Raw genomic sequence first — 23,043 nt, 5'->3', positions numbered from 1 at the left:
AACCCTATACCATTTGCCACTTCCAAGGAGGAACTTTTCATGAAAAACGTATTTGATCAACTCAATGATTTTGCATCACAAATGATGACAGAAGTCAAAAAAGCTGCTGAACAGGGCGAAGTACCTGCTAAGAAACTTGTTCGCCATATCCGATCAACAGAAGCTGATTTAAAAGAGATTGATCGACTACTCGAGCGTCAACGGACATTGCTGCTGGAACTGACACAAAAACAGGAAGAAGCGAAGGATTTAGCCGATAAACGCTTCAAGCAAGTTGAGATTGCAAACGAGGCCGGTGAACAACAACTCGCTGAACGGGCAGCCATTGAGTCGAAGCATTATGGAGAGCAGTACCGATTCTTCGAAGAACTTGTCGCTGAGACGAAGCGGGAGTTGAATGAACTGGAACGTGAAGCCCTCGAGTTGAAGTTAAAGCTCGAAGATCTCCAGAACAAACGGTACGAATGGATGATGCGCGAAAACGTCTCGAACTTAAAAAACAAGATGAACCAGGTGCTAGATCGCGAACCAAATGCTACTATAAAAGAAGAAGCACATCCGTTCACGGCGGAAGAACCTGAAGCAAAACAACCAGCCGTTGATGAAGATGATATCGATGCGCGTATCGCTGAACTTGAGCGCCGCATTCACCAATAAGCAGTCAATGACGAAGGAGGCGTATGCCTCCCTTTGTCATGTTGGAAAGGAGATTGATCGTGCGACGATTAAGTACGAAACAACTGGTCGGTTACGTATCGATCCTGTTCGCCCTTGGTCTATTCTATGACCTATTATCCGGTGCAGGAAATGTATTGTTTGGTGTCTTATTTCCGTTCCTGCTGTACTATGTCGGAATTCATTTCCGACGGCGCAACCATGAAAAATTAGCAATTCTGTTCTATATCGTCGGTACGATCATTCTTGCTGGCGTCGTCCTCAGTTCGGCTGCCATCGGTTTTGTAATTGCCGGGATTTTGCTCTATCTTGGGATCATTCTCGTGACACGGCATTCCGTTCGCGAATTTTTGTTTTCACGGATTGCCCCGCATCAATATGAAGAGGAAGGTATCAAGATTCAACCCGCGTATTCCTTTTCGACTCAAGCCGATGCACCGTATGTCTTACAGGATTTGAGTGAACAGTTCATCGTCAAGGATTTAGAAATTGATTTGACGCACGCCTATGTCCCAGAAGGTGAAACTTTGATCGTCGTCAGCGGTGTCGTCGGGGACGTCCGAATTCTTTTACCATCCGGCTATGACTATACGCTCGACACGTCGATCGGTTTCGGAAGCGTCAAGACGGACATCCGCCGGATTCCGACCTTCTTCAATCGACGCATTCAATTCCGGGCACCGGAATACGGTGAAGCGACACGTAAGGTTCGTATTCATGTCATGCTCGGTATTGGCAACGTGGAGGTGTCTTCGATATGAAGCGTGATCAATTCCCGCTTGGTGTCATCGCTCTGCAAGTCATGACGGGCTTTTTGACAGCCGTCATGACGACGTTGTTGTTCTTAAGTACACGTCAAGTCGATTGGCATGTCTTGTTCGTTCGCCAACAGGACTTTCCTGTTCTTTTGCTCGTCATTGGGCTCTCTTTACTACTACCGCTTGCCATCGGCAGCATGCATTACTTTTTCTTGCGCCGTGACTTCAAACGTGTCACGACTGCCATCATTGAACTAGAACAAGGAAAAGATGTCACGATCGTTCCCGGTCCTTACTTCCATACGTTGACGCGCTTGTCGCGGATTGGAAAACGTATCGACGAACAAGTCGAGACCGTCCAAAAAATCAGTACACGTCCGCAACATGTTGAACAAGTAAGAGTTCAAGCCGTTACGGAAGAACGTAAGCGACTCGCACGTGATTTACACGACTCCGTTTCGCAACAACTTTATGCCATCTCCATGATGACGACCGCAGCCAAACAGACGATTCTGTCTCAACCTGAAGCTGCTGCCAAACAGATTGAGATGGTCGAGACGATGGCGCAAACGGCGCAGTCTGAAATGCGCTCGCTTTTACTTCAACTTCGCCCCGTCGAACTCGAAGGAATGACGTTACAACAAGGACTTTCGCAATTGCTCGAAGAATTGTCTAGAAAGCAGTCCACACAATTGAGTTGGAAGTTAGAAGAGATGACACTCCCACGACAAATCGAAAACGAGTTGTTCCGGATCGTCCAAGAAGGATTAACAAATGCCTTACGTCACGCGAAAGCATCTCATATGGATATCGAACTTCGACAATTCAACGAAACAGTCATCCTGAGCATGAATGATGATGGGGTTGGATTTGTCGTTGATGAAAAAAAACTTGCCTCTTATGGCATTAATTCAATGCGGGAACGAACGGCTGAGATGGGCGGAACGATTCGTCTCGTCAGTGTTCCGGGACAAGGAACCCAAATCGAAGTCAAACTTAGAAAAGATCGGATGGTGCAAGTATGATACGCGTATTATTAGTAGATGATCACGAGATGGTCCGGGCCGGTGTGTCTGCTTTCCTTTCCACACAACCAGACATCGAGGTCGTCGCCGAAGCGTCGGATGGTCAAGCAGGAGCATTGCTTGCGCTTGAACACCGACCGGATGTCATCTTGATGGATTTAGTAATGGAACCAGTCGATGGTGTCGAAGGAACGCGACTGATCCGCAAAGACTGGCCGGAAGCAAAGATTCTCGTCGTGACGAGTTTTCTTGATGATGAGAAAGTATATCCTGTCATTGAAGCTGGTGCGATGAGTTATGTTTTAAAAACGGCTAGCGCCTTTGACATCGCAGAAGCGATCCGCAAGACGGCAAACGGTCAATCCGTCATGGCAGCACAAGTGACTGGTAAAATGATGGAACGTCTTCGTCGTCCTACGACACACTTACATGATGATTTAACGGAACGTGAGCAGGAAGTTCTTCAATTGATGGCTCGTGGTATGGCGAACCAAGAAATTGCGGACGAGTTATTCATTTCTTTAAAAACCGTTAAAACGCACGTCTCGAATATCTTGTCGAAACTCGATGTCGTGGATCGTACGCAAGCGGTCGTCTATGCCTTTAAGCATAAGCTCGTCAAATAAGATTTAGCACTTCATTACTTATTTCTTAGGCACATGCCAAAACCCCCGGACCGTCTCTGATCGAGAGACTGTCCGGGGGTTTTGATATTGTGCGATACGATTACCAAAGCTTCCATCCCGGAGCACCCGGAGGAGCATTTTCGATCATATGCCAAATCGGTACTGTGTACGCAAACGCAATTAAAGCGAACGTTACAAAGATCCATAATTTCCAGTTTTCAAAGAAGAGTGGCGTTGCCATTGCCTCTTCTTCTGTTTCAGCAATCGGAAATTCTTCCGTTCCTTTTGGTGTCCGGAAAGCGAGCTGGAACATCGCATACAAGAACAACAGAATCGAGATGAATAAAATCGTTCCTCCAATCGCCATTGCGACATGATACGGAATCCAGTCGGCGACGAGTGAATCTTTGAAATAGGCGGCCGGTCCGGTCCGTCTTGGATTACCGAGTAGACCTGAAATATGCATTGCCGTCGACATGAAGAGCATTCCGATTGTCCAAGCAGCCGTTTGAACAAGTCCAAGACGATTCATTGCCGACGTCAACGTCCGACCACGTAAGAGCGGGACAAGCCAGTACGCTGTTCCAAAGAACGTCAATGCCACAGCGGCACCGACCGTGATATGAAAGTGTCCCGTGACCCACAATGTGTTGTGAACAATGATATTCAGTTGATGAGACGCATTGATGACCCCACCCGCACCTGCAGGAATGAAGAACAACATCCCGATGAATGGTGCAAGAAAACGGACATCACGGTACGGCATTTTTTTCACCCAGCCAAATATGCCAGTTGCCCCCTTCCGGCGTCCCGCTAGCTCGAATGTCGCAAACATGGAGAAGGCTGTCATCAATGACGGGATGATGACGAGGAATGTCAAGACGACTTGGACATATTTCCAAAATGCTGAGATTCCTGGTTCTAACAATTGATGGTGAAAACCAACCGGGAATGAAAAGAGCAAGAACAATAAAAATGACATACGTGCTAACGCGTCAGAAAAAATCTTTCCTCCAACGATTTTCGGAATGACCGTATACCAGACGATATAAGCGGGTAACAACCAAAAATAGACGAGTGGATGACCAAAGTACCAAAATAGCGTCCGGGATAGCTCGATCCCGACCTTATCCGTCCAACCAAGAGATAAAGGAAGGAGTTGAAAGAGAATCGTTGCTGCCACTCCAAGTGTCGCAACGACCCATAACAAGGCAGTCATAATGCTCATGTATGCTTGAAGTGGTGGATGAACACCTGGATGTTCCCGCTTGTAATCTGCATACATGCGGAACATGGCACCCGAAGCGATCCACGTTCCGACGACGAAGATGACGAGTCCGATATAAAATACAGGATGTGCCTTGAGTGGTGCGTAGAATGTATAAAGGACGGAAGCTTCTCCCGCAAGTACCATCCACGTGACGAGAATGACACCAAGGATCATGAACCAGAATCCGACCCATCCAAGACGCCGTGGAAAGTCTTCGAAGCGTCCGAATGATTGACCTAAAAATGAAAACAGTAATCCAAAAATGAATAACGTCGTAAATACGATCGCAAGCATCAGTCCGTGGGCAGTGAGAAGCTCATAGTAGCCAACTCCAGCAATTTCCGGAATGACACCTGTACGCACCATCGTTTGCAATAATCCACATAAACCACCAATCAATAAAGCAACGAGTGAAAAGCTGACATGTGCGAAAGCGAGCTTCGCTTCCTTGATTCCGATGACGGTAGCAGGCATGCCACGCTCCATTTCGAACTGTCGTAGTTTTTTTGAAATGGCATTCATCTTATTCCACCACCTTGATTTTGGTTGCCATCATATGATGACCCGATCCACAGTATTCATTACAGACGACCAGATACTCGCCAGCTTCCTTGAATGTATATTCAATGGAATTGATGTGACCAGGAACGACCATCATATTAACGTTCGTCTTGACGATTTCAAAGCCATGGACGACATCTTTTGATGTCACCAAAAAATCAACCGTCGCTCCTTTGGGAATGACCATATCCTTTGGTGTAAACTGAAACGCTTGTGCGACGATGATCGCTTCATATCGGTCGTCATCGATTTTTTTTAGTCCTGGCTTGTCGAACGGTTTTGTTTGATCGACTTTCGTCGGATCAATCAATGTCGCATCGGAAGGCGGTTGATTTCCGGAAGCAAAAGCGGATACACCGATGATGGTTAAAAAGACGCCAAGCATCGCTGCCCCAAAGATTAACCAGATTTTTTCTAGACGATGAATATGCATCGTGAGTCCTCCTTACCGTGATAGAAATAATAGAAAGATTGAGCTCCACATCCCAATGATGACACCTGCTACAATCAGGACAGCAACGAAAGTTCCTTTAAGGTTCGATTCTGATTTTTGACTCATGGTGATCACTCCTCTCCTGCTTTGAACTTGTCTTTATTGTAAGAATTCAGCAAGTTTGGAAACTGTGATATATATCACTTCAAATGTGAAGAATCCGCACTTTTCTTTCTAAAAACACACAGAAAGTTCACATCTGAACAAGTGAAGGAAATACTACGCATAAGCAAAAAAACAATCCAAACATAAGGCAGAAAGATTCTGCTTCATGTTCGAATTGTTCGTATACTCGACATTAAATTCGACACACACCTGCTGGGCATCCTTCACAATGGCACAAATCCCGCAGATACTGCGCATCGTGAATGATGATTTCTTTTGCCGTCATCGAGATGACACCTTCTTTTTTCCACTGGGAGAACATCCGATTGACCGTTTCACGAGGTGCACCAATTAATTGACCGAACTCCCCGTCGGATGGACGTTTTGCAAGACGATAGGTTTCTCCCGCCTGCTCACCTTCCATCGCGACAAGACGAAGTAACGTCGAAGCTAGTGCACCCGGTTTTCCGAACAATAATAAGTCGCGCAATTTGGTCTCCGTCTGTTTCCGCATCAATGCTTGCCACCGCATGATCTCGAGCGCAAAAGTACCATCTTTCTTCATGAGTTCCTCTAATTGTGCTTTCGATAAGAAGCCGATGATACTATCTTCCATCGTCTCAATACTGTATGAGCTCGGAAAAGCTTCTCCTACATCAAATTCACCAAACAGATCTCCTTTAAAATATAAAAACATGAGTAATGGACTGCCTTTTTTCGTCAGCTTCGATAGCTTGACGCCTCCTTGTTTCACATAAAACAACTTGTCGTTCATTTCTCCTTCCCAACAGACGATGGAATCCTTTTTGAACGTCGTTTCCGTCATGAAGCTCTCAAGCAATGTTCGCGTTTCGGGTGATAAGACGAACGTATTAGCTTCAGTCGTTCCACAAGTCAGCATATCCATTTCTCCTCTCCTTTTCTTCTGCTTTAAGTATAGAACATCACAGTCGAAAAGAATGGATTTTCAAAAGATTGTCAAACTTTGTTCAATGTTTCACATTTATTTTTAAAAAATATCTGACGACCGCTTTCTAAAATTATAGCAATCGTCAGATATGGTATCACATATCTGTTCCGTAATAATGATGAACAATTCGTTCAACTGCTTGACCAGGTGGATGATCATACCAACTTGTTTGGAATTCCTGCATGTGCTGACGGCACTCTTCAAGTATCGTGTCAGACATGATCCACTGCGTCAATTGTTCCATTCGCTCCGTCTGTCGCACAGGTAATGGTTTCGGATACTGATCGACAAGCCCTGGTAGTTGTCGATATGTGTCGATGTCGGGCGTATATAGGAACGCTGGAATCTTAAGAAGACAGCATTCAAATGGAATCGATGAATAGTCCGTCACTAGAACATCGGTGATGAGCAAATAGTCATTGATCGAATAAGCATCATCCAATAGATGTATATGAGTAGATGTATAAGTTGAAAGTGCACGAATCGTCGGATGTAACTTAACGAGAATCGTCCACCCTGCTTTCGCCAGTTGCTCGAATTGTCGCATCGTCTGATCTTCCGTGCTTTGATACTCCCGATATGTAGGAGCATATAGCAAAATACGACGATCAGACTTTACGTAGTGTTCCTTTAGTTCAGTCGTTCGGCGCTCACGCTGGATTTGATCGAACCAATAATCCGTTCGTGGCATGCCAAACGGTTTAAAATGAGACTGGTCTAAATCGTGCGGTGCCATGAATTGGTCGGCACAACGCATTCCCGGAACAATAAAGTCTCCATACTCTTGATACACTCGTCGAAATCGTTTTTGTGCTCGTGTTGACATCAAATCCGTTTTCGATGATGTCAATCCAAACCGTTTCAATGTTCCTGCGGCGTGCCATAGCTGAATTCGCACCGTATTTTTTCTCGAGGAAGACACACTCAGTTCTCCCACATAATTATCTAAAAATACATGACTTGAAGTAGCTAGATGATACGATATTGACAGTACTCGCATCGGAGTATAGGCAACCTTATGATCGACATTCCAAGAGTGCATATTTTTCATATATCGCTTGTCAAAGATGAGAACCTGCTTTAACTGTTTTTTTTGTTGAATCAGACGTTGATGAATTGGTATTGCATTTTCACCATAACTCATCCAAAACAATGTCTTTTCTTGAACAGGTAATAAACAGAACAGATGATATGCGATTCGAAAGATAAATAGATACATCGAAATGATTATTGAACGCATGTTTAGCGACTCCCTTAAAAAAGAGACCTCACTCCCGCGAGGTCTCTTCATCCATTAATTCGAGCCTAGCTCATTCTTAATTTGGCTAGTTGAAATTCCTTCAGTACGCTCCAAGTAAACGACTTCACAATGGTCTTTTAAGAAGTCAAATTCACCTTTCCAGTCATCTCCCATAACGAATACATCCACATTATGTTTTTGAACGTCTTCTACTTTTTGTTCCCAGTTGTTCTCTGGAATGACTTCATCTACGTAACGAATTGCTTCTAAAATTAATTTACGATTCTCATAGTTATGATATGCTTGTTTATGCTTTAGACGGTTGAATTCATCTGTCGAGATCGCAACAATTAGATAATCTCCCATCTCTTTAGCGCGACGTAAAATATTGATATGTCCCCAATGTAACAAATCAAATGTACCGTACGTAATGACCTTCTTCATCCTAAAACACTCCCCGTTCATTTAATATTTTCTAAGATATCCAGCGCAGCTCTCTTCGCTGCATGACCGTCATCCCATTCGCAATAATGATGACGAAAAGCTTCACTTTTCAAATCGAATCGTCGCTCCCACGACTCGATCTGTCTGATTTCTTCAAAAAGAGTTTGCTCTTCTTGAATCAATGGACCCGGTGCTTCATCCTCAAAAGAAAAATAAAATCCTCTTAGATGATCGCGATAATGCTTAAGATCATAGGTGTAGAATAGCATAGGACGTTTTAAGTGCGCATAATCGAACATCACTGAGGAATAATCCGTTATCAAGATATCTGCCGCTAAGTATAGCTCAGAAATTTCCGGATATCTAGAGGCATTCTTGATAGTGGATACAGTACTCAAATCCAATTGATCACCAACGAGATAATGTAGCCGTACAAGCATCGTATACTCTTCACCAAATTCCTCTTCGAATCGTTCAATGGAAAAGGGTAACTTAAATGAGTAATTCCCTTGTTCAGCGTAATCATCATCACGCCACGTCGGAGCATATAAAATAATTTTTTTGCCCGATGCTATTTGATAGTGCGCCTTCACTTTATCTATGAAATGAAGATGATGTTCGCTTTGGTACAATACATCATTTCTAGGATATCCGATTTCTAACATCCTACCTTTGTATCCGAACGCCCGTTTAAAAATATTACTCGAGTATGAGTTCGGAGAGAGAAGGACATCCCATTTTGCTGATTCTTTTACAAAGTCTTTTTTATATCGATTGGTGGAAGTGTTCGCCATTCGGACATCAACCATATCAAGCGCTAATTTTTTGAGCGGCGTTCCGTGCCATGTTTGATAATATAGAGTGCCTTTTCGTTTCACTAGCCAGGAAGGGAGACGACTATTTGATATCCAAACGCGGGAAGTGGCTAACAAAAAAATCCATTTAATCGTCATCCGATCCACGGATGTGACATGCTCATCCGTTATAGAAACACCGCGTTGCTTACTGATGATCAGTTCCAAGCTGGCGTCCTTCTTTTTCAACTCATCATGAATAGCTTTAGGACTATCATTGTATTGTTTGCCCAAAAAGCTTTCGAACATGACACGATTTTTCCGTACCGGAAATAGAGTGAAGATTCGCATTAGGATCCGAAGACTTCGCTCCACCATACCAGTTTTTTTCATGAGTCGAATTAATTTCTTCTTCACAATCAAAATCCCTCTCATACTATAGATTCAATACAGCTCATCATAACAAAAAGCGCATCCATTTGGAATTGCTATTTGTTCGCATGTAGCGGAACGGCAGATCAAATGCTGTCGTATTTTTGACGATTCCTTTTCGATGGCTGAACGTCTCGAAGCTGTATTTTCCGTGATATCCACCCATCCCACTCGCTCCGACTCCACCAAATGGTAGATGATGCTGTGCGACATGCATCAATGTGTCATTGACGCACCCACCACCGAACGAAATCCGCTCAAGAACACGATGTTCAACGGCTTTATTTTCCGTAAACAGATAAAGTGCAAGCGGTTTATCACGATCGTTGACGAATGTGATAACTTCTTCGATTTCACGGTATGTCAATACCGGTAGAATCGGTCCGAAGATTTCGTCTTGCATCAATGGGGCATCCGTTGCCACACCTGTCATGACGGTCGGCGCCATCTTGCGCGTTTCCGGATCGACTTGTCCACCGAATTCGATCGTTCCTTGCGTCAAATAACTGCTTAAACGATTTAAATGGTCGTCCGATACGATTTTGACGTAGGATGAGACGCCGACGCCATTTCCGTACTGTTTGAAGGCTTCTTCTTCAATCAACTGCAAGAAACGTTCTTTGACGTCTTCATGGATCAATACGTAATCCGGGGCAATACATGTCTGTCCGGCATTCAGCCATTTTCCCCATGCGATCCGCTTCGCTGCCAGACGTAGATCCGCATCCTTGTGAACGATCGTCGGTGATTTCCCACCCAGTTCAAGTGTGACCGGTGTCAAATGCTTCGCTGCAGCTTGATGCACGATTTTTCCGACGCGTGTGGAACCCGTAAAGAAGATATAATCAAAACGTTCGTTTAATAAAGCGCTACTGACTTCAGCATCTCCTTCTATGACGATTCCGAATCGTTCATGGAATGCCGTTTCAAAAACTTCTCGTAATACACGAGAGACGTTCGGTGTCAGCTCGGATGGTTTTAGGACGACCGTATTCCCCGCTGCAATCGCACCAATGACTGGAGCAAGTGCCAGCTGGAAAGGATAGTTCCATGGTGCGATCACGAGCACATTGCCATAAGGTTCGTACTGGATTTCACTTTTTGAGCCGATATGCAAAAGCGGTGTTGCGACACGCTTCGGGCGTGCCAGTCGACGGAGTTGTCGCTCCATCCGTTGAATCTCTCCATAAACGAAACCGATTTCCGTCGTAAAAGCATCATGCTGTCCTTTATTGAGATCTTGTTTTAATGCCGCATAGATCGCCGCTTCATGCGTTTCAATCGCTTGGCGTAAGAACGTCAGCATACTTAAACGGAAGGCTAGACTGCGTGTAGCCCCTGTCCGGAAAAAGTGCCGTTGTATTTGCAGGCGCTCTGAAAGAACTGTCTCTGTCATCGTTGTTTCCATCCGAGAATCTCCCCTTTAACTGATCTATAACACTGTCTTCATCTTACCATATCTCTTTTTCGATATGAAAAAAGACGGAGAGGCTTCTCCGTCTTGCTTCTTACAATTGAATCGCTGTCTCGAGCGCGACTTTCATCATATCGTTGAATGTCGTTTGACGCTCTTCCGAAGTCGTTTCTTCACCTGTCAACAGATGATCTGAAATCGTCAAGATCGTTAATGCGTTTACTTTATGTTTCGCAGCGAGCGTATATAGACCTGCTGCTTCCATTTCGATTGCGAGGCAACCGAAATCTGCCCATTTTTTGAAGTGATGGAAATCATCTTGATAAAACTGATCCGTCGTGAAGATTTGACCGACTTTTGCATCGATACCTTGTTCTTTGGCTGCTGTATACGCTTTATGCAACAGATCAAAAGAAGCTGTCGGCGCGTAGTCTAGTCCGTTAAAACGGACACGGTTCTGTGCCATGTCATGCGAAGCACTCATCGCGATGACGACGTCACGGACTTTAACATCTGGCGTGATCCCACCGGCAGTTCCGACACGGATCAAGTTCTTCGCACCGTATGATTGAACGAGTTCGTTCGCATAAATCGACATCGATGGTACACCCATACCTGTTCCTTGAACCGAAACTTTTTTACCCTTATAAGTACCTGTGAAGCCATACATTCCTCGAACTTCGTTATAAAGAACGACATCCTCTAAAAACGTCTCAGCGATGTATTTAGCACGTAACGGATCTCCTGGAAGTAAGACCGTTTCGGCGATTTGTCCTTCAGCTGCGTTAATGTGTACACTCATGTACGATTCCTCCTCGATAGTCATTTAAATCGACAACAATTCACGAAACTCGTTCGGTGTCATACCGAATTGTTTTTTGAACACTTTCCGAAAATACTTATCGTCCTGATATCCGACTTCAAGTGCGATTTCGTAAATACGCGCTTCCGTCTCGCTCAACAATTCTTTCGCTCGATTCAAACGAATCGTTTGAATGTAATCAGATAAGTTAACAGAAAAACGCTGTTTGAAGCGTCGTGATATATACTCTCGGCTCAAGTAAAACCGTTCGCTCATGAATTGCAGTGTCAATTCTTCCGCATAATGCGTTTCGATGTATTTGGCGATTTGATCAATCGCCTCCCCTGATTCCACTACCGGCTGGATACATTCCATCGCGCGGGACAAGGCATCATTGAGTACATCTGGATCAACCGGCTTCAATAAGTAATCAAAGGATTGATGCAAAATGGCACGCCGCATATACGTATAATCATCATACCCTGTCAGCACGATCGTGACGACCTTTGGATGATGATTTTTTGTCCATTCCAGTAACGTTAATCCGTCGAGTCCTGGCATTTCGACGTCAGTCAGCATTAAATCGATCGTTCCGGTATCCAGTAAACGCTTTGCTTCTTCCCCATGTTCCGCCTCGTAAAGATTTGAGACCTGCCAACTATCCCATTCTCCAAGCAGTTTGACCGCTTCTCGTACATGTCGTTCATCGTCTACGATCAATACGTTCATGCCAAAGCCCCCTTCTCATATGGAATCCGAATCACGATTTTGAATCCTCCCTCTGTCACTGGAGAAGAGAGGGTCATACTTGCTTCCTCCCCGTAAAATATCAAGAGACGTTCGTAGATATTGTGGAGACCGATTCCGCTCGTCTCAAGATCCTCTGGACTACGATGCATGCGCATTTTGCGATCGATTTCTTCAAGTCGTCCTGTTTCGAGGACGGCACCGCTATTCTCGATTTGAATGATGAGACGTCCGCCATCCGTTCGGACTTTGTAGGCAAGATAGTTTTCTGTCGCTGCTAATTGTTGACGGAAGGCGTGTTTAAAATAGTTTTCAGCAAACGGTTGTAAGATCATCTTCGGCACTTCAATGTCATTGAGGTGCCACGGGACGTCTACGATGTAACGGAATCGCTCAGGAAAACGTTGCTGTTGCAGTCGGATGTACGCTTGAAGATGATCGACTTCTTGTTTTAGGGTTACGATCGTCTGTTCATTATTCATCGAGTAGCGCATCATCTGCGATAACCCGGTGATAGAGCGGTATGCAATCTTCCGATCCCCCTGTAACGTCGTCGTTCCGATCGATTGTAAGGCGTTAAATAGAAAGTGAGGATTGAGTTGAGATTGTAAGGCCCGAAGCTCATTCGTCCGATTTTCGAGCGCCAACCGATATTCCCGTTTAATCAAACGATCGATCCGTTGAATCATGCGTTGGAACTGACGATTGAGTAATCCAATCTCGTCATTCGTCGTGGCAATGAACGGTGCCGATAAATCCCCCTGTTCGACTCGCCAGACGTTTGCCGTCAACTGCTTGATGGGTTTCGTGATCTGCATGGCAACGAGACTTGCGGCAATGATCATGACGATAAGAGAAACGAGACCGATCAGTACGAGGATCAATGCCGTCTCGTTTGCCCCTTGGATGACAGATGCATACGGAATCCGTTTGATCAGTGTCAGCGGGATACCATTCGTCATCGTCTTCGAGTAGACGATGAACGATTTTCCGACACGTAGACTTCCACTCTGTCCAGTGAATTGGTCGATAGGTAGATTCATTTTTGCGCCAGTCTGTGCCAGAACACGTTGATCGGTCATCAACCATAATGATTCATCCGGATCATTCTCAAACAATTTTAATTGCTGTTCAAATACCCGAACCGGAATATCCACCGAAAGGAAGCCGAGTGGTTCATCTGTTTCGACACGATCAATTCGATAACGAAAACTAACGACTTGTTTCTCATCAAGAATCATCGTGTGCACATTGTATGGTTCAATCGTGTGCGCTCCGTCAATCAACCAGCCACTTTTTTGTTTCATCAATCGAAAATAATCCGTTTCTTGCATCCAATCAAACGTTCCCCGACTCGTCGTTTTCATGTTGTAGACCGAATACTCCGAATAACCATTTAAGATGACGAAATGCAACTGCTCAATATCTTGTCGAGATAAAAATAGACCTAACATCGCCCGCGAGACGACTCCATCAGATTCGTCTAATTCCTGATCCGCTCCGACTCGCATGATGTTCATCAACGAGCGGTTCGCATATAAACTCGTCGAAAGACGTCGAATGTCCTCTATGTAATGGGTCACCTGTGTATTTCCCCGCGTCAACACATTTAGGCTAGAACGTTCTGCCTGTTCGATGTTTTGGTGCCGCACATACAAGTAGGAAATCGAAGTCGCGAGGGCCGTCGGAATTAAGATCGCCAGGACGACGAGACGAATCAAACGTGTCCGGATACTTTTCATAAAAGGCGCCCCCATCCTTTTTCTTGTAATCAATCGTATCATAACCTTGAATCCGCTTACATCATTTCCTGATATTCTCTTTCGGGATTCGAATAATAAATTCTTTTTTCTTTCGACTTGATTCCGAATGAATTTTACTATAATATCATCAATGTTCGTTTTTTAATCAATTTGTTATGAAGGTGGTCCTTTTATCCATGTTTAAACTTGCCGCACATCAAACAACCGTAAAGCGTGAAATCCAAGCTGGATTCGTTACGTTCATTACGATGGCATATATTCTGCTCGTCAATCCGACGATTTTAGCAGATGCCGGAATTCCTCAAGCCCAAGCTTTTTCTGCGACGATCATCGCGACATTGATCGGTACACTCTTAATGGGGCTTTACGCGAATCTACCAATCGCAGTCGCACCTGGAATGGGGCTCAATGCGTACTTCACATATACACTTGTCGTCGGTGAAAAAATTCCATATCAAACAGCACTTTCAGTCGTGTTCGTCGCTGGTGTCATCTTCTTATTGTTGTCACTCTCACCGATCCGTACGAAACTCATTGAAATCATTCCGATGACTTTAAAGCTTGCTATCACTGGTGGAATCGGTCTCTTCATCGCTTCACTTGGTCTCAAGATGTCAGGGATTCTCGTCGGTAGTGAAGATACACTGGTTACGATTGGTGCCTTGACATCACCAGAAGCGCTGATCACACTCATCGGATTATTAGTTGCCGCGATCTTGACGATTAAACGAGTACCAGGAGCTATCCTTTACGCCATGATTCTCTCTGGGGTGATCGCATTCTTGACAGGTGAATTGAAGTTCTCGGATTCCTTCGTCGCGTTACCGACATTACCAGAAGGATTGATCATCACAAATCCTTTCACCGCTATTCAAGACGTATTTCAATACGGGCTGTTCAGTGGTGTCCTCTCCTTCGTGCTCGTAACGATGTTTGATACGACAGGTACGATGGTCGCTGTCGGTGAACAAGCTGGATTGATTGAAGAAGATGGATCATTGAAAAATAGTGAACGCGCCCTATTATCTGATTCGACTGCGATGGTTGCTGGTTCCTTGTTCGGAACAAGTCCAACAACTGCTTACGTAGAATCTGCAGCAGGTGTTGCTGCAGGTGGCCGAACGGGACTCACGTCCGTGACGGTCGGGATTCTCTTCGCATTATCTGCCATCTTCGGACCGTTCGTTCAATCAATTTCGAGTGTTCCTGCGATTACCGCACCAGCCTTGATTTTAGTCGGTGCCTTCATGATTCAAAACATCAAACAAATTCCATGGGATGATTTCAGTGAAGCCTTCACGGCTTTCCTTGTTATCTTGATCATGCCGTTATCCGGTAGCATCGCAACCGGTATTGCATTTGGCTTCATCGTTTATCCGATCATGAAAGCCATCCAAAAGGAACGCGTCCATCCACTCATTTATGTATTCGCGCTGCTCTTCTTCATCCAATTGTTCTTCTTATAATAAAAACATGCCTGTTCCGTCAATTGATCGGAACAGGCATGTTTTTTTGAATCACTTCTTATTTCTTCATTTTATCCCATGTTTTCGTGAAGTCTTGCAACATCTCGTCAGCTGTTTTTTGCTTACCGACGTATGCCTGCATGATCGCTCCAAACTCGTTGACCGCACCATCCGGATACTTGAACCAGTTCCATGAAATCGTTTTTCCGTCTTTCGAGTACGCTTGAATATCATCCGCAAGCGGTCCTAAATCTTTCGCTTCGATTGATTTGAAGGCTGGAATGAACTTGAATTTGTTGACCATGTAGTCTTTTCCTGTATCAGATGTCGCCATCCACTCGAGGAATTTTTTCGCTTCTGCTTTATTCTTCGAGTTTTTATTAACAACCCAGTTGTTGGGTACACCGACAGGAAGACGATCCATTTTTTCTTTATCATCGTTGATCGGCATCGGGATGAATCCCATATTGATATCCGGATTGACGTCCGTGATCAATTGTTGTGCCCAGTTCCCTTGTTGGATCATCGCTGTTTTCCCTTCAGCGAACTGCGTGACTTGTGTATTATAATCTGTCGTCAACGGATTTTTATTTCCATACTTAATCGTCAAATCAAACAGATTCATGAACTCCTTGAACTGTTTGTTGTCCTCGAACTTCGCTTTTCCAGAGTTGAGATCCGCGATGAACTGATCTGGATCGTCTTGTTGCGCGACTGGAATGTTCAATAAATGGTTCCCAAGAACCCACCACTCTCCATATCCGATCGAGAACGGAGTCACACCATCTGCTTTCAACTTTTTAGAGGCATCCGTTAATTCCGTCAATGTTTTCGGAAGTTCCGTGATACCTGCTTTTTTGAAGATATCCTTGTTATAGATGAAGCCGTATCCTTCAAGGTTCATCGGCATGCCGTATAACTTTCCGTCAATCGTCATCGGCTCTTTCGCAAGATCCGTTAAATCACCGACCCATTTTTCGTCTGATAAGTCTTCTAACTTATCCTGCCATGTTTTTGCTTCTGTAAAGCCACCGTTGTTGAAGACATCCGGTTCATTCCCAGAGGCAAACTGCGACTTCAGGGCAGCACCGTAATCCGATCCACCACCAACCGTTTGTACGACGACTTTCGTCCCCGTTTCTTTCTCATACGCTTTTGCCATCTTTTCCATGTCTTTTGCGATTTCAGCCTTGAATTGGAATACGTTGAGCGTCTTACCATCTTTTGAACCACTATCTTTCGAGTCATCGCTATTCAATGTACCGCCACCACATGCTGCCAAAGCGACGACCATCGCCGTTGTGACGACAGGTAATGCTGCCCATCTTCTTTTACGCATTCGGATTCCCTCCCTGATTTCGTTTCATTTACGTGCTACACCTTCACAATAAATGAAAACGCTTGCAATGAAGAGAGAGAAAGTTGTCCGGTGTGGTGGAAAATATTGAACAATCGTTATCCGAGTCTTTTTATCGGAATTGTTGTATCATGAAACTAGAAGATTCTTTAATGAATAGGAGTTTGATGCCATGTCCTTGCAATTCACGATTTTATTAATCGGTATACTACTGTTCGCTGCTGTGTGGACGACGAAGTTATCAAGTCGTCTGAATATTCCTGCTCTATTGATTTTTATCGCTCTTGGTATGATTGCTGGAAGTGATATTACGGGTTTCATTCGATTTGACGATGCGGAACTTGCCCAACTTCTCGGAACTGTTGCTCTGATCATCATTCTGTTTGAAGGTGGTCTGCAAACAGCCTGGAAAGAAGTACGACACGAACTCGCGCCTTCGCTTTCTCTTGCAACGTTTGGCGTCTTCATTGCTACTTCCATCGTAGCGGTTGCCTCCCATTACATTCTTGGCTTCAGTTGGGCAAACGCTTTTTTACTTGGTGCAATCGTAGGGTCGACGGATGCTGCTGCTATTTTTTCTGTCTTGAGTGGACAACCGATTCGACGTAAGGTGGGGTCGACACTCGAAGTCGAATCTGGCACGAATGACCCCATGGCTGTCTTTTTGACCGTCTTATTCCTTGAGTTCGTGACGAATCCTGAAGAAGCATCACTCTTGATGGGACTCGGTTCACTCGTTTGGGAAATGTCGATGGGGCTTTTAATCGGTCTATTCATTGGATGGACAGCCTCGACCTTGATCAATCGAATCGACCTATCATCCTCGAGTTTTTATCCGATTTTACTCATGTCCTTTGCTTTCTTGTCTTTCGGATTGGCTGATACATTTCATGCTAGTGGATTTCTCGCCGTTTATGTAACAGCAATCTACATTAGCAATCATGAACTCGTCTACCGGCAGACACTCGTCCGCTTTACGATGAGTATGGCGCACCTAGCTCAAATCGGGATGTTCATCGTTCTCGGGTTGCTCGTCTTCCCGAAACAATTGCTTGATGTCCGGGTCATCCTGTCTTCCATTGCCCTTGCGTTGATTTTGATTTTCATTGCTCGACCGCTGTCCGTTTGGGTTAGCTTATTACCGTTTCGTTATTCGTGGCAAGAGAAGGTCTTTATCTCCTTTGCTGGTCTAAAAGGAGCGGTCCCGATCATTCTTGCGACATACCCACTCGTTGCCGATATCGAGAATGCATCGATGATTTTTAATATCGTTTTCTTTACGGTTCTACTATCGACACTGATTCAAGGGAGTATGTTGACGTTTCTTTCTGAACGGTTACGACTGAATGAGACACAGACTTCTGCTATCCATACCGTCATTGAGTTCATGTCGATCGGTAAACCGAACGCAGAAATCATTGAATTGACGTTACCGATGTCCCATCCGTTCATCGGAACGACGATTCAAGAAATCGATCTACCGCAGGAATTTTTGATCACCGCTATCATTCGCGATGACCACATCATTACTCCCCGTGGTGACACTGCTCTTGAAGGCAATGATCAACTGCTCCTGCTGACACCTAAACATCGTATTAAGACACTGAAACGATTCTTGTTTCCTCCTGCTTGAATCTCACACATAAAAATAGAGCAGTGGATTCTCATCCACTGCTCTTTTCATTTTTTCATTTATTCTGTTGCTTCGTCTTTTCGTCTTGTGTCTGTTCCTGTTGTTTAGCTTTAGAGCGACGATACAAGATATACCCGCCGAGGATTACGACGATTCCGCCTAAAATCCACCATAACTCCTGCTCTAGCCCTTTTAGCATCGACTCTGCTCGCTTCACTCCAAATCGTTCCCCGACCCAAATATAAAAGAAAGAGACAGGAAAGAGTCCAATACTTGAAGCAAGTAGATAGCGCTTGAATGAAAGACCGAACAGACCACACGGAATCGAGACGACTGAGCGCACGACGGGGAAGAATCGTCCAAATAACGCGGACCATGTTCCGTACTTTCCAACGATCCGCTCACCCTGCTCAATTTCTTTTTCTTTAATCAGTAACCATTTTCCGTATCGAACAAGGATTGGACGACCTGCATAACGTCCTAACAAATAAAAGACCGTCGCCCCCATCAGACTACCTAAAAAACCGACGAGAACAGCAACTGTCCAACTAACTGTCCCGTTCGATACATATAAACCGAGTAGCGGTAATCCGACTTCTGCTGGAATCAATTCCGTTCCAAGACCAATGATCATGATTCCTAAAAACAGCCAGAGATTCGATTCTCCGGCCGAAAACAACCATTCCAACATACGAGTAACCCTCCGTTCATCCTCTCGCTGGACGGAGGAGATAATAAATAATGACGACTAGAGTCGTCCAGACACCTGTGAAGATTCCAATGATTCCGACAATGAAAAAGCCGAGTGCAACGATTGAACCAGTCTGTTTATAATCCCGCCACATCGTTCGTAACCCTTTAATGTTAAACCAAAGGAACGCTATGAATAAAACAGGGATGAGTATTCCGACGATTAATAGAGCAGACATACTTTCACCTCTTTCTTATTTATTGTTATCCCCATTCTATCAAGAATTGACACACCTTTCCTCCGCCTGAGGTCGTACGAACTCAAAAAAGAAGAACCTACTTTCATCTTGAAAGTAGGTTCTTCGCTTTATAATCGTCATGTTTTGACGCTTTCTTACTATATATATGTCAAAGCAAGTGGATACCTTCCGCTTGAAGACTTTTACGCGTCTCTTCTGACCAAACAGAAGCTTGGACTTCACCGATGTGACATTTCTTCAATAAGAACATCGCCATGCGGGATTGACCGATTCCTCCACCCATCGTTAACGGTAGACGCTCTTCGAGCACCCCTTGATGGAACGGGAATGCCAATTTATCTTCTTCTTGAGCAATCGCCGCCTGTTTCAACAACGCTTCACGATCAACGCGAATACCCATTGAAGACAATTCGAATGCTCCGATTTCTGGATGGTGTACTAAAATGTCACCGTTGAGTGTCCAATCATCGTAGTCTGCCGCTCGACCATCATGCTTCTCACCTGAAGCCAGTGCGCCACCGATTTGCATGAGGAAAACAGCACCATATGCTTTCGTGACTTCTGTTTCACGTTCTTTCGTCGAAAGTGTCGGATACGCATCCTCTAACTCTTGTGTTGTCATGAAATGAATCGTTTCCGGTAAGATTGCTGAAATACCATACTCCGCTTCGACTTCTTGTTCGACTTGGCGAATCGTTGCATAGATCGCTTGTACCGTTTCTTGTAAATAAGCACTCGTCCGTTGTTCTTTCGTAATGATCCGTTCCCAGTCCCACTGATCGACGTGAATGGAGTGTGTCGCATCCAGCATCTCATCGCGACGAATCGCATGCATCAACGTGTATAATCCTTCTCCTGCTTCAAATCCGTACGTATGGAGCGCTTGACGCTTCCACTTCGCAAGGGATTGAACAATTTCAAGGTCTGCCGTGTGGTCTAGTGCATCGAAGCGAATGATTCGCTCTACGCCGTTAAGATGATCGTTGACACCGAGTGTACTTTCTACGAACAATGGTGCTTCGACACGTGTCAATCCGAGTGTTGTCGAAAAGCGTTCTTCAAAGCGTTTCTTTACAAGTGTGATAGCTTCCTGTGTGTGTTTCATCGATACGAGTGTTGTCATGGTGGTGTTCCTCCTCAATTGTGTTTTGAAAAAGAAGCCATAAAAAAGAGCCCTTCTTTCCCAAGAATATGGGACGAAAGACTCGGTTCCGCGGTACCACCCATGTTAGCAACGATGTTGCTCACTCAAAAGACGAATCACTTCATCTTCGGCCTTATGATAACGGACAGGCAACTCCGGCTACGCCTACTGACATTCGGGTTCGGGTAGCGACTCCGGGAGGTTCTTCGCATCTTGCTTCCGACTGGGCTCTCACCATCCCCAGCTCGCTATACGGTCGTACAAGGTGTTACTCTTCCCTTCAACGTCGTTGTTACAATTGAATTGAGAACATCGTACAACAGGTAGCAAGCGTTTGAAAAGTCTTTTTTTCAAAAAAAAATAAAAGTTGTCAGATAAATCTGACGCGCTAAACATAAAAAAACGTTCTCGCAGAAGCGAGAACGCGCTTACAAAAATTATTTGATCGATCCACTCGTAATTCCTTGGATAATCTGTTTTTGCAAGGCGAAGAAGAATAACAGCAACGGAATAATCCCAAGCACGAGTCCAGCAAGAGCCAAGTCCCATTGTTTCGTATATTGCCCGAAGAAATAGAACGTCGCGAGAGGAATCGTCCGTAAATCGACGTCTCGTAACATGAGTGATGGCAACAAGAAATCGTTCCAAATCCACAGCGTATTCAAGATGACGATCGTCACTGTAATCGGCTTAAGCAAAGGGAAGACGATGCGCCAAAATACGCCCCATTGTGAACAACCATCAATGATTGCCGCCTCTTCGATCTCTTCAGGAATCGACTTCATGAATCCATGATACAGGAAGATCGATAGCCCTGAACCAAAACCGAGGTACATCAAAATCAAACCCCAATAACTATTCTGTAATCCAAGATCACCAGACAGCTTCGATAAAGGAATCATGATCGATTGGAATGGAATAATCATCGCTGCAACGAACAAGAAGAAGATGATCGTCGATAATCGTGTTTTTGTCCGGACGAGTTTCCAAGCTGCCATTGAACAAAAGATGACAATGATCGCATTTGCGCCGACAGTAATGATGACGGAATTTAAAAAGACTTTTCCGAAATTCATTGCTTCCCACGCTGCTGAATAGTTAGAAGTCATCCACTCTTTCGGCAGACCTGATGTATTCGTAAAGATGTCCCCTCGCGTTTTGAATGAATTCGAGATGACATAATAAAACGGAATCATGTATAGAAGTCCCATCAATAAGGCGGCTAGTTCCACTGTTCCAAGACGTAAAGAGTAGCGACTTCTTTTCTGTTTAGAACGTTTCGGTTTCTCCTCTTGTGGAGTTGGTAACGGTTGTGCCGTACTCATGCTTCCACCTCCCGTTTTTTCGTCAGATAGACTTGGGTGACGGTGATCGCCGCGACAATCACGAAGAATACGACTGCTTTTGCCGATCCAAGCCCTAAGTTATTGTTCGTAAAGGACTCTTTATAGATGTTCAAGGCAAGCATCTCAGTCGATTTGAATGGTCCACCATTCGTCAGTGATAAGTTTGTATCAAATAACTTGAAAGACCACGAAATCGTCAAGAAGAGACAAATCGTGACGGACGGCATGATGAGTGGCAACGTGATGTTCCGTAACGTAGAGAATCGGTTGGCACCATCGATTTTGGCTGCTTCAATCAACTCTTGTGGTACGTTCTGCAAAGCTGCGATATAGATGACCATGATGTAACCGCCACCTTGCCAAATGGAGACGATAACGATCCCCCAGAACCCTGTCCGTGCATCTCCCAACCACGGAAGTTCAAATAGACTCCACCCTGTCAATTCGCCGATCGATGCGAATCCTTTGACGTAGATGAACTGCCAGACGAATCCAAGGATCAGCCCGCCGATCAAGTTCGGCATAAAGAAAATCGTCCGTAAGAAATTACGTGTCCGAATATTTTGTGTCAGTAAGAATGCCAAAATGAAACCGACGACATTCGTTAAGATGACGGCAACGATCGTATAACGTGTCGTCAGCCAAAATGACTGCTGGAACTGTTCATCACTCGTAAAGAGACGGACATAATTATCAAAGCCGATCCAATTCAATTCTCCCGTCACACCGTTCCAATCCGTGAACGAATACATGACGCCATTGAAAAACGGTACAAGTACGATCACTGCGAATACAAGAAAGACCGGTCCGACGAAGAGCCAAAAATCAAGACCGCGTTTCCACTTCTTTTGTCCAGATGTCATTGTTTCATCCCTCCTCCACTCTACAGTACGTCTTTCTTTTCCAATTGAACACGTCACCATTTGACCCATTGGGTGGAAAATATTGAACGTTTTCCTTTGGCGCGTTCGTACTAGATACGCTACTATTAGAAAAAAGAGAGATTCAATCAAAGAGGGAGTCGATAC

The 23,043-nt window shown here is 44.6% G+C and carries 23 protein-coding genes and 1 other annotated feature; of the genes, 6 read left to right on the top strand and 17 right to left on the bottom strand.

Features of this window, described 5'->3' with window-relative positions; all coding sequences use genetic code 11:
* The first annotated feature begins 39 nt into the window (after window positions 1-39).
* Genes ACHWTJ_RS01030 through ACHWTJ_RS01015 form a run of 4 tightly spaced genes read left to right on the top strand, consistent with a single transcriptional unit; the run spans window position 40 to window position 3,084 of the window.
* Window positions 40-657 (top strand): hypothetical protein, encoded by a 618-nt coding sequence (locus ACHWTJ_RS01030; protein ID WP_294743659.1) that lies wholly within the window; start codon window positions 40-42, stop codon window positions 655-657.
* Window positions 658-716: 59 nt separating this feature from the next.
* Window positions 717-1,436 carry a cell wall-active antibiotics response protein LiaF gene (gene liaF, locus ACHWTJ_RS01025; protein ID WP_029340864.1) on the top strand — a complete coding sequence of 240 codons (720 nt, stop codon included), beginning with the start codon at window positions 717-719 and terminating at the stop codon, window positions 1,434-1,436.
* A complete protein-coding gene (locus ACHWTJ_RS01020) occupies window positions 1,433-2,458 on the top strand; it encodes a sensor histidine kinase (RefSeq protein WP_238238916.1) in 1,026 nt (341 codons plus the stop codon). The genes liaF and ACHWTJ_RS01020 overlap by 4 nt, the downstream gene beginning before the upstream one ends.
* Entirely contained in the window at window positions 2,455-3,084 is a 630-nt protein-coding gene (locus tag ACHWTJ_RS01015; RefSeq protein ID WP_394678961.1) for a response regulator, read from the top strand. The genes ACHWTJ_RS01020 and ACHWTJ_RS01015 overlap by 4 nt, the downstream gene beginning before the upstream one ends.
* 100 nt (window positions 3,085-3,184) lie before the next feature.
* Here the strand turns inward: ACHWTJ_RS01015 and ACHWTJ_RS01010 are convergent, their stop codons facing one another.
* From ACHWTJ_RS01010 to ACHWTJ_RS00960, 11 genes are all read right to left on the bottom strand, one after another.
* Window positions 3,185-4,876: a b(o/a)3-type cytochrome-c oxidase subunit 1 gene (locus tag ACHWTJ_RS01010; RefSeq protein ID WP_394678960.1), complete on the bottom strand. Its 1,692-nt coding sequence runs from the start codon at window positions 4,874-4,876 to the stop codon at window positions 3,185-3,187.
* A gap of 1 nt (window position 4,877) precedes the next feature.
* Window positions 4,878-5,348 (bottom strand): cytochrome c oxidase subunit II, encoded by a 471-nt coding sequence (locus ACHWTJ_RS01005; protein WP_294744447.1) that lies wholly within the window; start codon window positions 5,346-5,348, stop codon window positions 4,878-4,880.
* A 12-nt stretch (window positions 5,349-5,360) separates the two neighbouring features.
* A complete protein-coding gene (locus ACHWTJ_RS01000) occupies window positions 5,361-5,474 on the bottom strand; it encodes a cytochrome C oxidase subunit II (protein ID WP_294743651.1) in 114 nt (37 codons plus the stop codon).
* A 232-nt stretch (window positions 5,475-5,706) separates the two neighbouring features.
* On the bottom strand, window positions 5,707-6,420 hold the full coding sequence (locus ACHWTJ_RS00995) for a Crp/Fnr family transcriptional regulator (protein ID WP_294743649.1): 714 nt from the start codon (window positions 6,418-6,420) through the stop codon (window positions 5,707-5,709).
* Window positions 6,421-6,577: 157 nt separating this feature from the next.
* Window positions 6,578-7,702 (bottom strand): CDP-glycerol glycerophosphotransferase family protein, encoded by a 1,125-nt coding sequence (locus ACHWTJ_RS00990; RefSeq protein WP_394678976.1) that lies wholly within the window; start codon window positions 7,700-7,702, stop codon window positions 6,578-6,580.
* A gap of 75 nt (window positions 7,703-7,777) precedes the next feature.
* Window positions 7,778-8,167 carry a glycerol-3-phosphate cytidylyltransferase gene (tagD, locus tag ACHWTJ_RS00985; RefSeq protein ID WP_023467250.1) on the bottom strand — a complete coding sequence of 130 codons (390 nt, stop codon included), beginning with the start codon at window positions 8,165-8,167 and terminating at the stop codon, window positions 7,778-7,780.
* A 17-nt stretch (window positions 8,168-8,184) separates the two neighbouring features.
* Window positions 8,185-9,378, bottom strand: coding sequence for a CDP-glycerol glycerophosphotransferase family protein (locus ACHWTJ_RS00980; RefSeq protein WP_394678959.1), 1,194 nt, complete (start codon window positions 9,376-9,378; stop codon window positions 8,185-8,187).
* Window positions 9,379-9,418: 40 nt separating this feature from the next.
* Window positions 9,419-10,801: an aldehyde dehydrogenase gene (locus tag ACHWTJ_RS00975; protein ID WP_394678958.1), complete on the bottom strand. Its 1,383-nt coding sequence runs from the start codon at window positions 10,799-10,801 to the stop codon at window positions 9,419-9,421.
* A gap of 100 nt (window positions 10,802-10,901) precedes the next feature.
* On the bottom strand, window positions 10,902-11,609 hold the full coding sequence (gene deoD / locus ACHWTJ_RS00970; RefSeq protein ID WP_023467244.1) for a purine-nucleoside phosphorylase: 708 nt from the start codon (window positions 11,607-11,609) through the stop codon (window positions 10,902-10,904).
* Window positions 11,610-11,633: 24 nt separating this feature from the next.
* Entirely contained in the window at window positions 11,634-12,338 is a 705-nt protein-coding gene (locus ACHWTJ_RS00965) for a helix-turn-helix domain-containing protein (protein WP_294743642.1), read from the bottom strand.
* The gene (locus tag ACHWTJ_RS00960; RefSeq protein WP_394678957.1) at window positions 12,335-14,098 is read right to left on the bottom strand and encodes a histidine kinase; all 1,764 of its coding nucleotides are present in this window, start codon (window positions 14,096-14,098) and stop codon (window positions 12,335-12,337) included. Before ACHWTJ_RS00960 ends, ACHWTJ_RS00965 begins: the two co-directional genes overlap by 4 nt.
* Window positions 14,099-14,295: 197 nt before the next feature.
* On the opposite strand from ACHWTJ_RS00960, the gene ACHWTJ_RS00955 reads away from it, so the two are divergent.
* Entirely contained in the window at window positions 14,296-15,585 is a 1,290-nt protein-coding gene (locus ACHWTJ_RS00955; RefSeq protein WP_294743638.1) for an NCS2 family permease, read from the top strand.
* A 58-nt stretch (window positions 15,586-15,643) separates the two neighbouring features.
* Here ACHWTJ_RS00955 and ACHWTJ_RS00950 read toward each other — a convergent pair whose 3' ends face one another.
* Window positions 15,644-16,924: an ABC transporter substrate-binding protein gene (locus ACHWTJ_RS00950; RefSeq protein ID WP_294743636.1), complete on the bottom strand. Its 1,281-nt coding sequence runs from the start codon at window positions 16,922-16,924 to the stop codon at window positions 15,644-15,646.
* A 190-nt stretch (window positions 16,925-17,114) separates the two neighbouring features.
* Here ACHWTJ_RS00950 and ACHWTJ_RS00945 point away from each other — a divergent pair, with 190 nt between their 5' ends.
* Window positions 17,115-18,575 (top strand): potassium/proton antiporter, encoded by a 1,461-nt coding sequence (locus ACHWTJ_RS00945; RefSeq protein ID WP_294743634.1) that lies wholly within the window; start codon window positions 17,115-17,117, stop codon window positions 18,573-18,575.
* Between the two features lie 55 nt (window positions 18,576-18,630).
* On the opposite strand, the gene ACHWTJ_RS00940 is transcribed toward ACHWTJ_RS00945, so the two are convergent.
* The 5 genes from ACHWTJ_RS00940 to ACHWTJ_RS00920 form a co-directional block, all read right to left on the bottom strand.
* Entirely contained in the window at window positions 18,631-19,266 is a 636-nt protein-coding gene (locus ACHWTJ_RS00940; protein ID WP_294743632.1) for a DedA family protein, read from the bottom strand.
* A 16-nt stretch (window positions 19,267-19,282) separates the two neighbouring features.
* A complete protein-coding gene (locus tag ACHWTJ_RS00935; protein ID WP_294743630.1) occupies window positions 19,283-19,504 on the bottom strand; it encodes a hypothetical protein in 222 nt (73 codons plus the stop codon).
* A 169-nt stretch (window positions 19,505-19,673) separates the two neighbouring features.
* Window positions 19,674-20,648 (bottom strand): aspartate--ammonia ligase, encoded by a 975-nt coding sequence (gene asnA, locus ACHWTJ_RS00930; RefSeq protein WP_394678956.1) that lies wholly within the window; start codon window positions 20,646-20,648, stop codon window positions 19,674-19,676.
* A gap of 66 nt (window positions 20,649-20,714) precedes the next feature.
* Window positions 20,715-20,962: a binding site (T-box leader), on the bottom strand.
* Between the two features lie 144 nt (window positions 20,963-21,106).
* Window positions 21,107-21,994 (bottom strand): carbohydrate ABC transporter permease, encoded by an 888-nt coding sequence (locus ACHWTJ_RS00925; RefSeq protein WP_294743627.1) that lies wholly within the window; start codon window positions 21,992-21,994, stop codon window positions 21,107-21,109.
* The gene (locus tag ACHWTJ_RS00920) at window positions 21,991-22,878 is read right to left on the bottom strand and encodes a carbohydrate ABC transporter permease (protein ID WP_294743625.1); all 888 of its coding nucleotides are present in this window, start codon (window positions 22,876-22,878) and stop codon (window positions 21,991-21,993) included. Before ACHWTJ_RS00920 ends, ACHWTJ_RS00925 begins: the two co-directional genes overlap by 4 nt.
* Window positions 22,879-23,043: the final 165 nt, after the last annotated feature.

Origin of the sequence: uncultured Exiguobacterium sp. (assembly GCF_964277885.1) — a bacterium.
In the GTDB taxonomy this organism is placed as follows: Bacteria; Bacillota; Bacilli; order Exiguobacteriales; family Exiguobacteriaceae; genus Exiguobacterium_A.
This window is presented reverse-complemented; position numbering and strand designations above follow the sequence as displayed.

Bases quoted from the DNA above. Each gene is read 5' to 3' on its own strand.
- ACHWTJ_RS01030 (WP_294743659.1), top strand. From the start codon at position 40: ATGAAAAACGTATTTGATCAACTCAATGATTTTGCATCACAAATGATG.
- ACHWTJ_RS01020 (WP_238238916.1), top strand. From the start codon at position 1,433: ATGAAGCGTGATCAATTCCCGCTTGGTGTCATCGCTCTGCAAGTCATG.
- ACHWTJ_RS01015 (WP_394678961.1), top strand. From the start codon at position 2,455: ATGATACGCGTATTATTAGTAGATGATCACGAGATGGTCCGGGCCGGT.
- ACHWTJ_RS01010 (WP_394678960.1), bottom strand. From the start codon at position 4,876: ATGAATGCCATTTCAAAAAAACTACGACAGTTCGAAATGGAGCGTGGC.
- ACHWTJ_RS01005 (WP_294744447.1), bottom strand. From the start codon at position 5,348: ATGCATATTCATCGTCTAGAAAAAATCTGGTTAATCTTTGGGGCAGCG.
- ACHWTJ_RS01000 (WP_294743651.1), bottom strand. From the start codon at position 5,474: ATGAGTCAAAAATCAGAATCGAACCTTAAAGGAACTTTCGTTGCTGTC.
- ACHWTJ_RS00995 (WP_294743649.1), bottom strand. From the start codon at position 6,420: ATGGATATGCTGACTTGTGGAACGACTGAAGCTAATACGTTCGTCTTA.
- ACHWTJ_RS00990 (WP_394678976.1), bottom strand. From the start codon at position 7,702: ATGTATCTATTTATCTTTCGAATCGCATATCATCTGTTCTGTTTATTA.
- tagD (WP_023467250.1), bottom strand. From the start codon at position 8,167: ATGAAGAAGGTCATTACGTACGGTACATTTGATTTGTTACATTGGGGA.
- ACHWTJ_RS00975 (WP_394678958.1), bottom strand. From the start codon at position 10,801: ATGGAAACAACGATGACAGAGACAGTTCTTTCAGAGCGCCTGCAAATA.
- deoD (WP_023467244.1), bottom strand. From the start codon at position 11,609: ATGAGTGTACACATTAACGCAGCTGAAGGACAAATCGCCGAAACGGTC.
- ACHWTJ_RS00965 (WP_294743642.1), bottom strand. From the start codon at position 12,338: ATGAACGTATTGATCGTAGACGATGAACGACATGTACGAGAAGCGGTC.
- ACHWTJ_RS00960 (WP_394678957.1), bottom strand. From the start codon at position 14,098: ATGAAAAGTATCCGGACACGTTTGATTCGTCTCGTCGTCCTGGCGATC.
- ACHWTJ_RS00955 (WP_294743638.1), top strand. From the start codon at position 14,296: ATGTTTAAACTTGCCGCACATCAAACAACCGTAAAGCGTGAAATCCAA.
- ACHWTJ_RS00950 (WP_294743636.1), bottom strand. From the start codon at position 16,924: ATGCGTAAAAGAAGATGGGCAGCATTACCTGTCGTCACAACGGCGATG.
- ACHWTJ_RS00945 (WP_294743634.1), top strand. From the start codon at position 17,115: ATGTCCTTGCAATTCACGATTTTATTAATCGGTATACTACTGTTCGCT.
- ACHWTJ_RS00940 (WP_294743632.1), bottom strand. From the start codon at position 19,266: ATGTTGGAATGGTTGTTTTCGGCCGGAGAATCGAATCTCTGGCTGTTT.
- ACHWTJ_RS00935 (WP_294743630.1), bottom strand. From the start codon at position 19,504: ATGTCTGCTCTATTAATCGTCGGAATACTCATCCCTGTTTTATTCATA.
- asnA (WP_394678956.1), bottom strand. From the start codon at position 20,648: ATGACAACACTCGTATCGATGAAACACACACAGGAAGCTATCACACTT.
- ACHWTJ_RS00925 (WP_294743627.1), bottom strand. From the start codon at position 21,994: ATGAGTACGGCACAACCGTTACCAACTCCACAAGAGGAGAAACCGAAA.
- ACHWTJ_RS00920 (WP_294743625.1), bottom strand. From the start codon at position 22,878: ATGACATCTGGACAAAAGAAGTGGAAACGCGGTCTTGATTTTTGGCTC.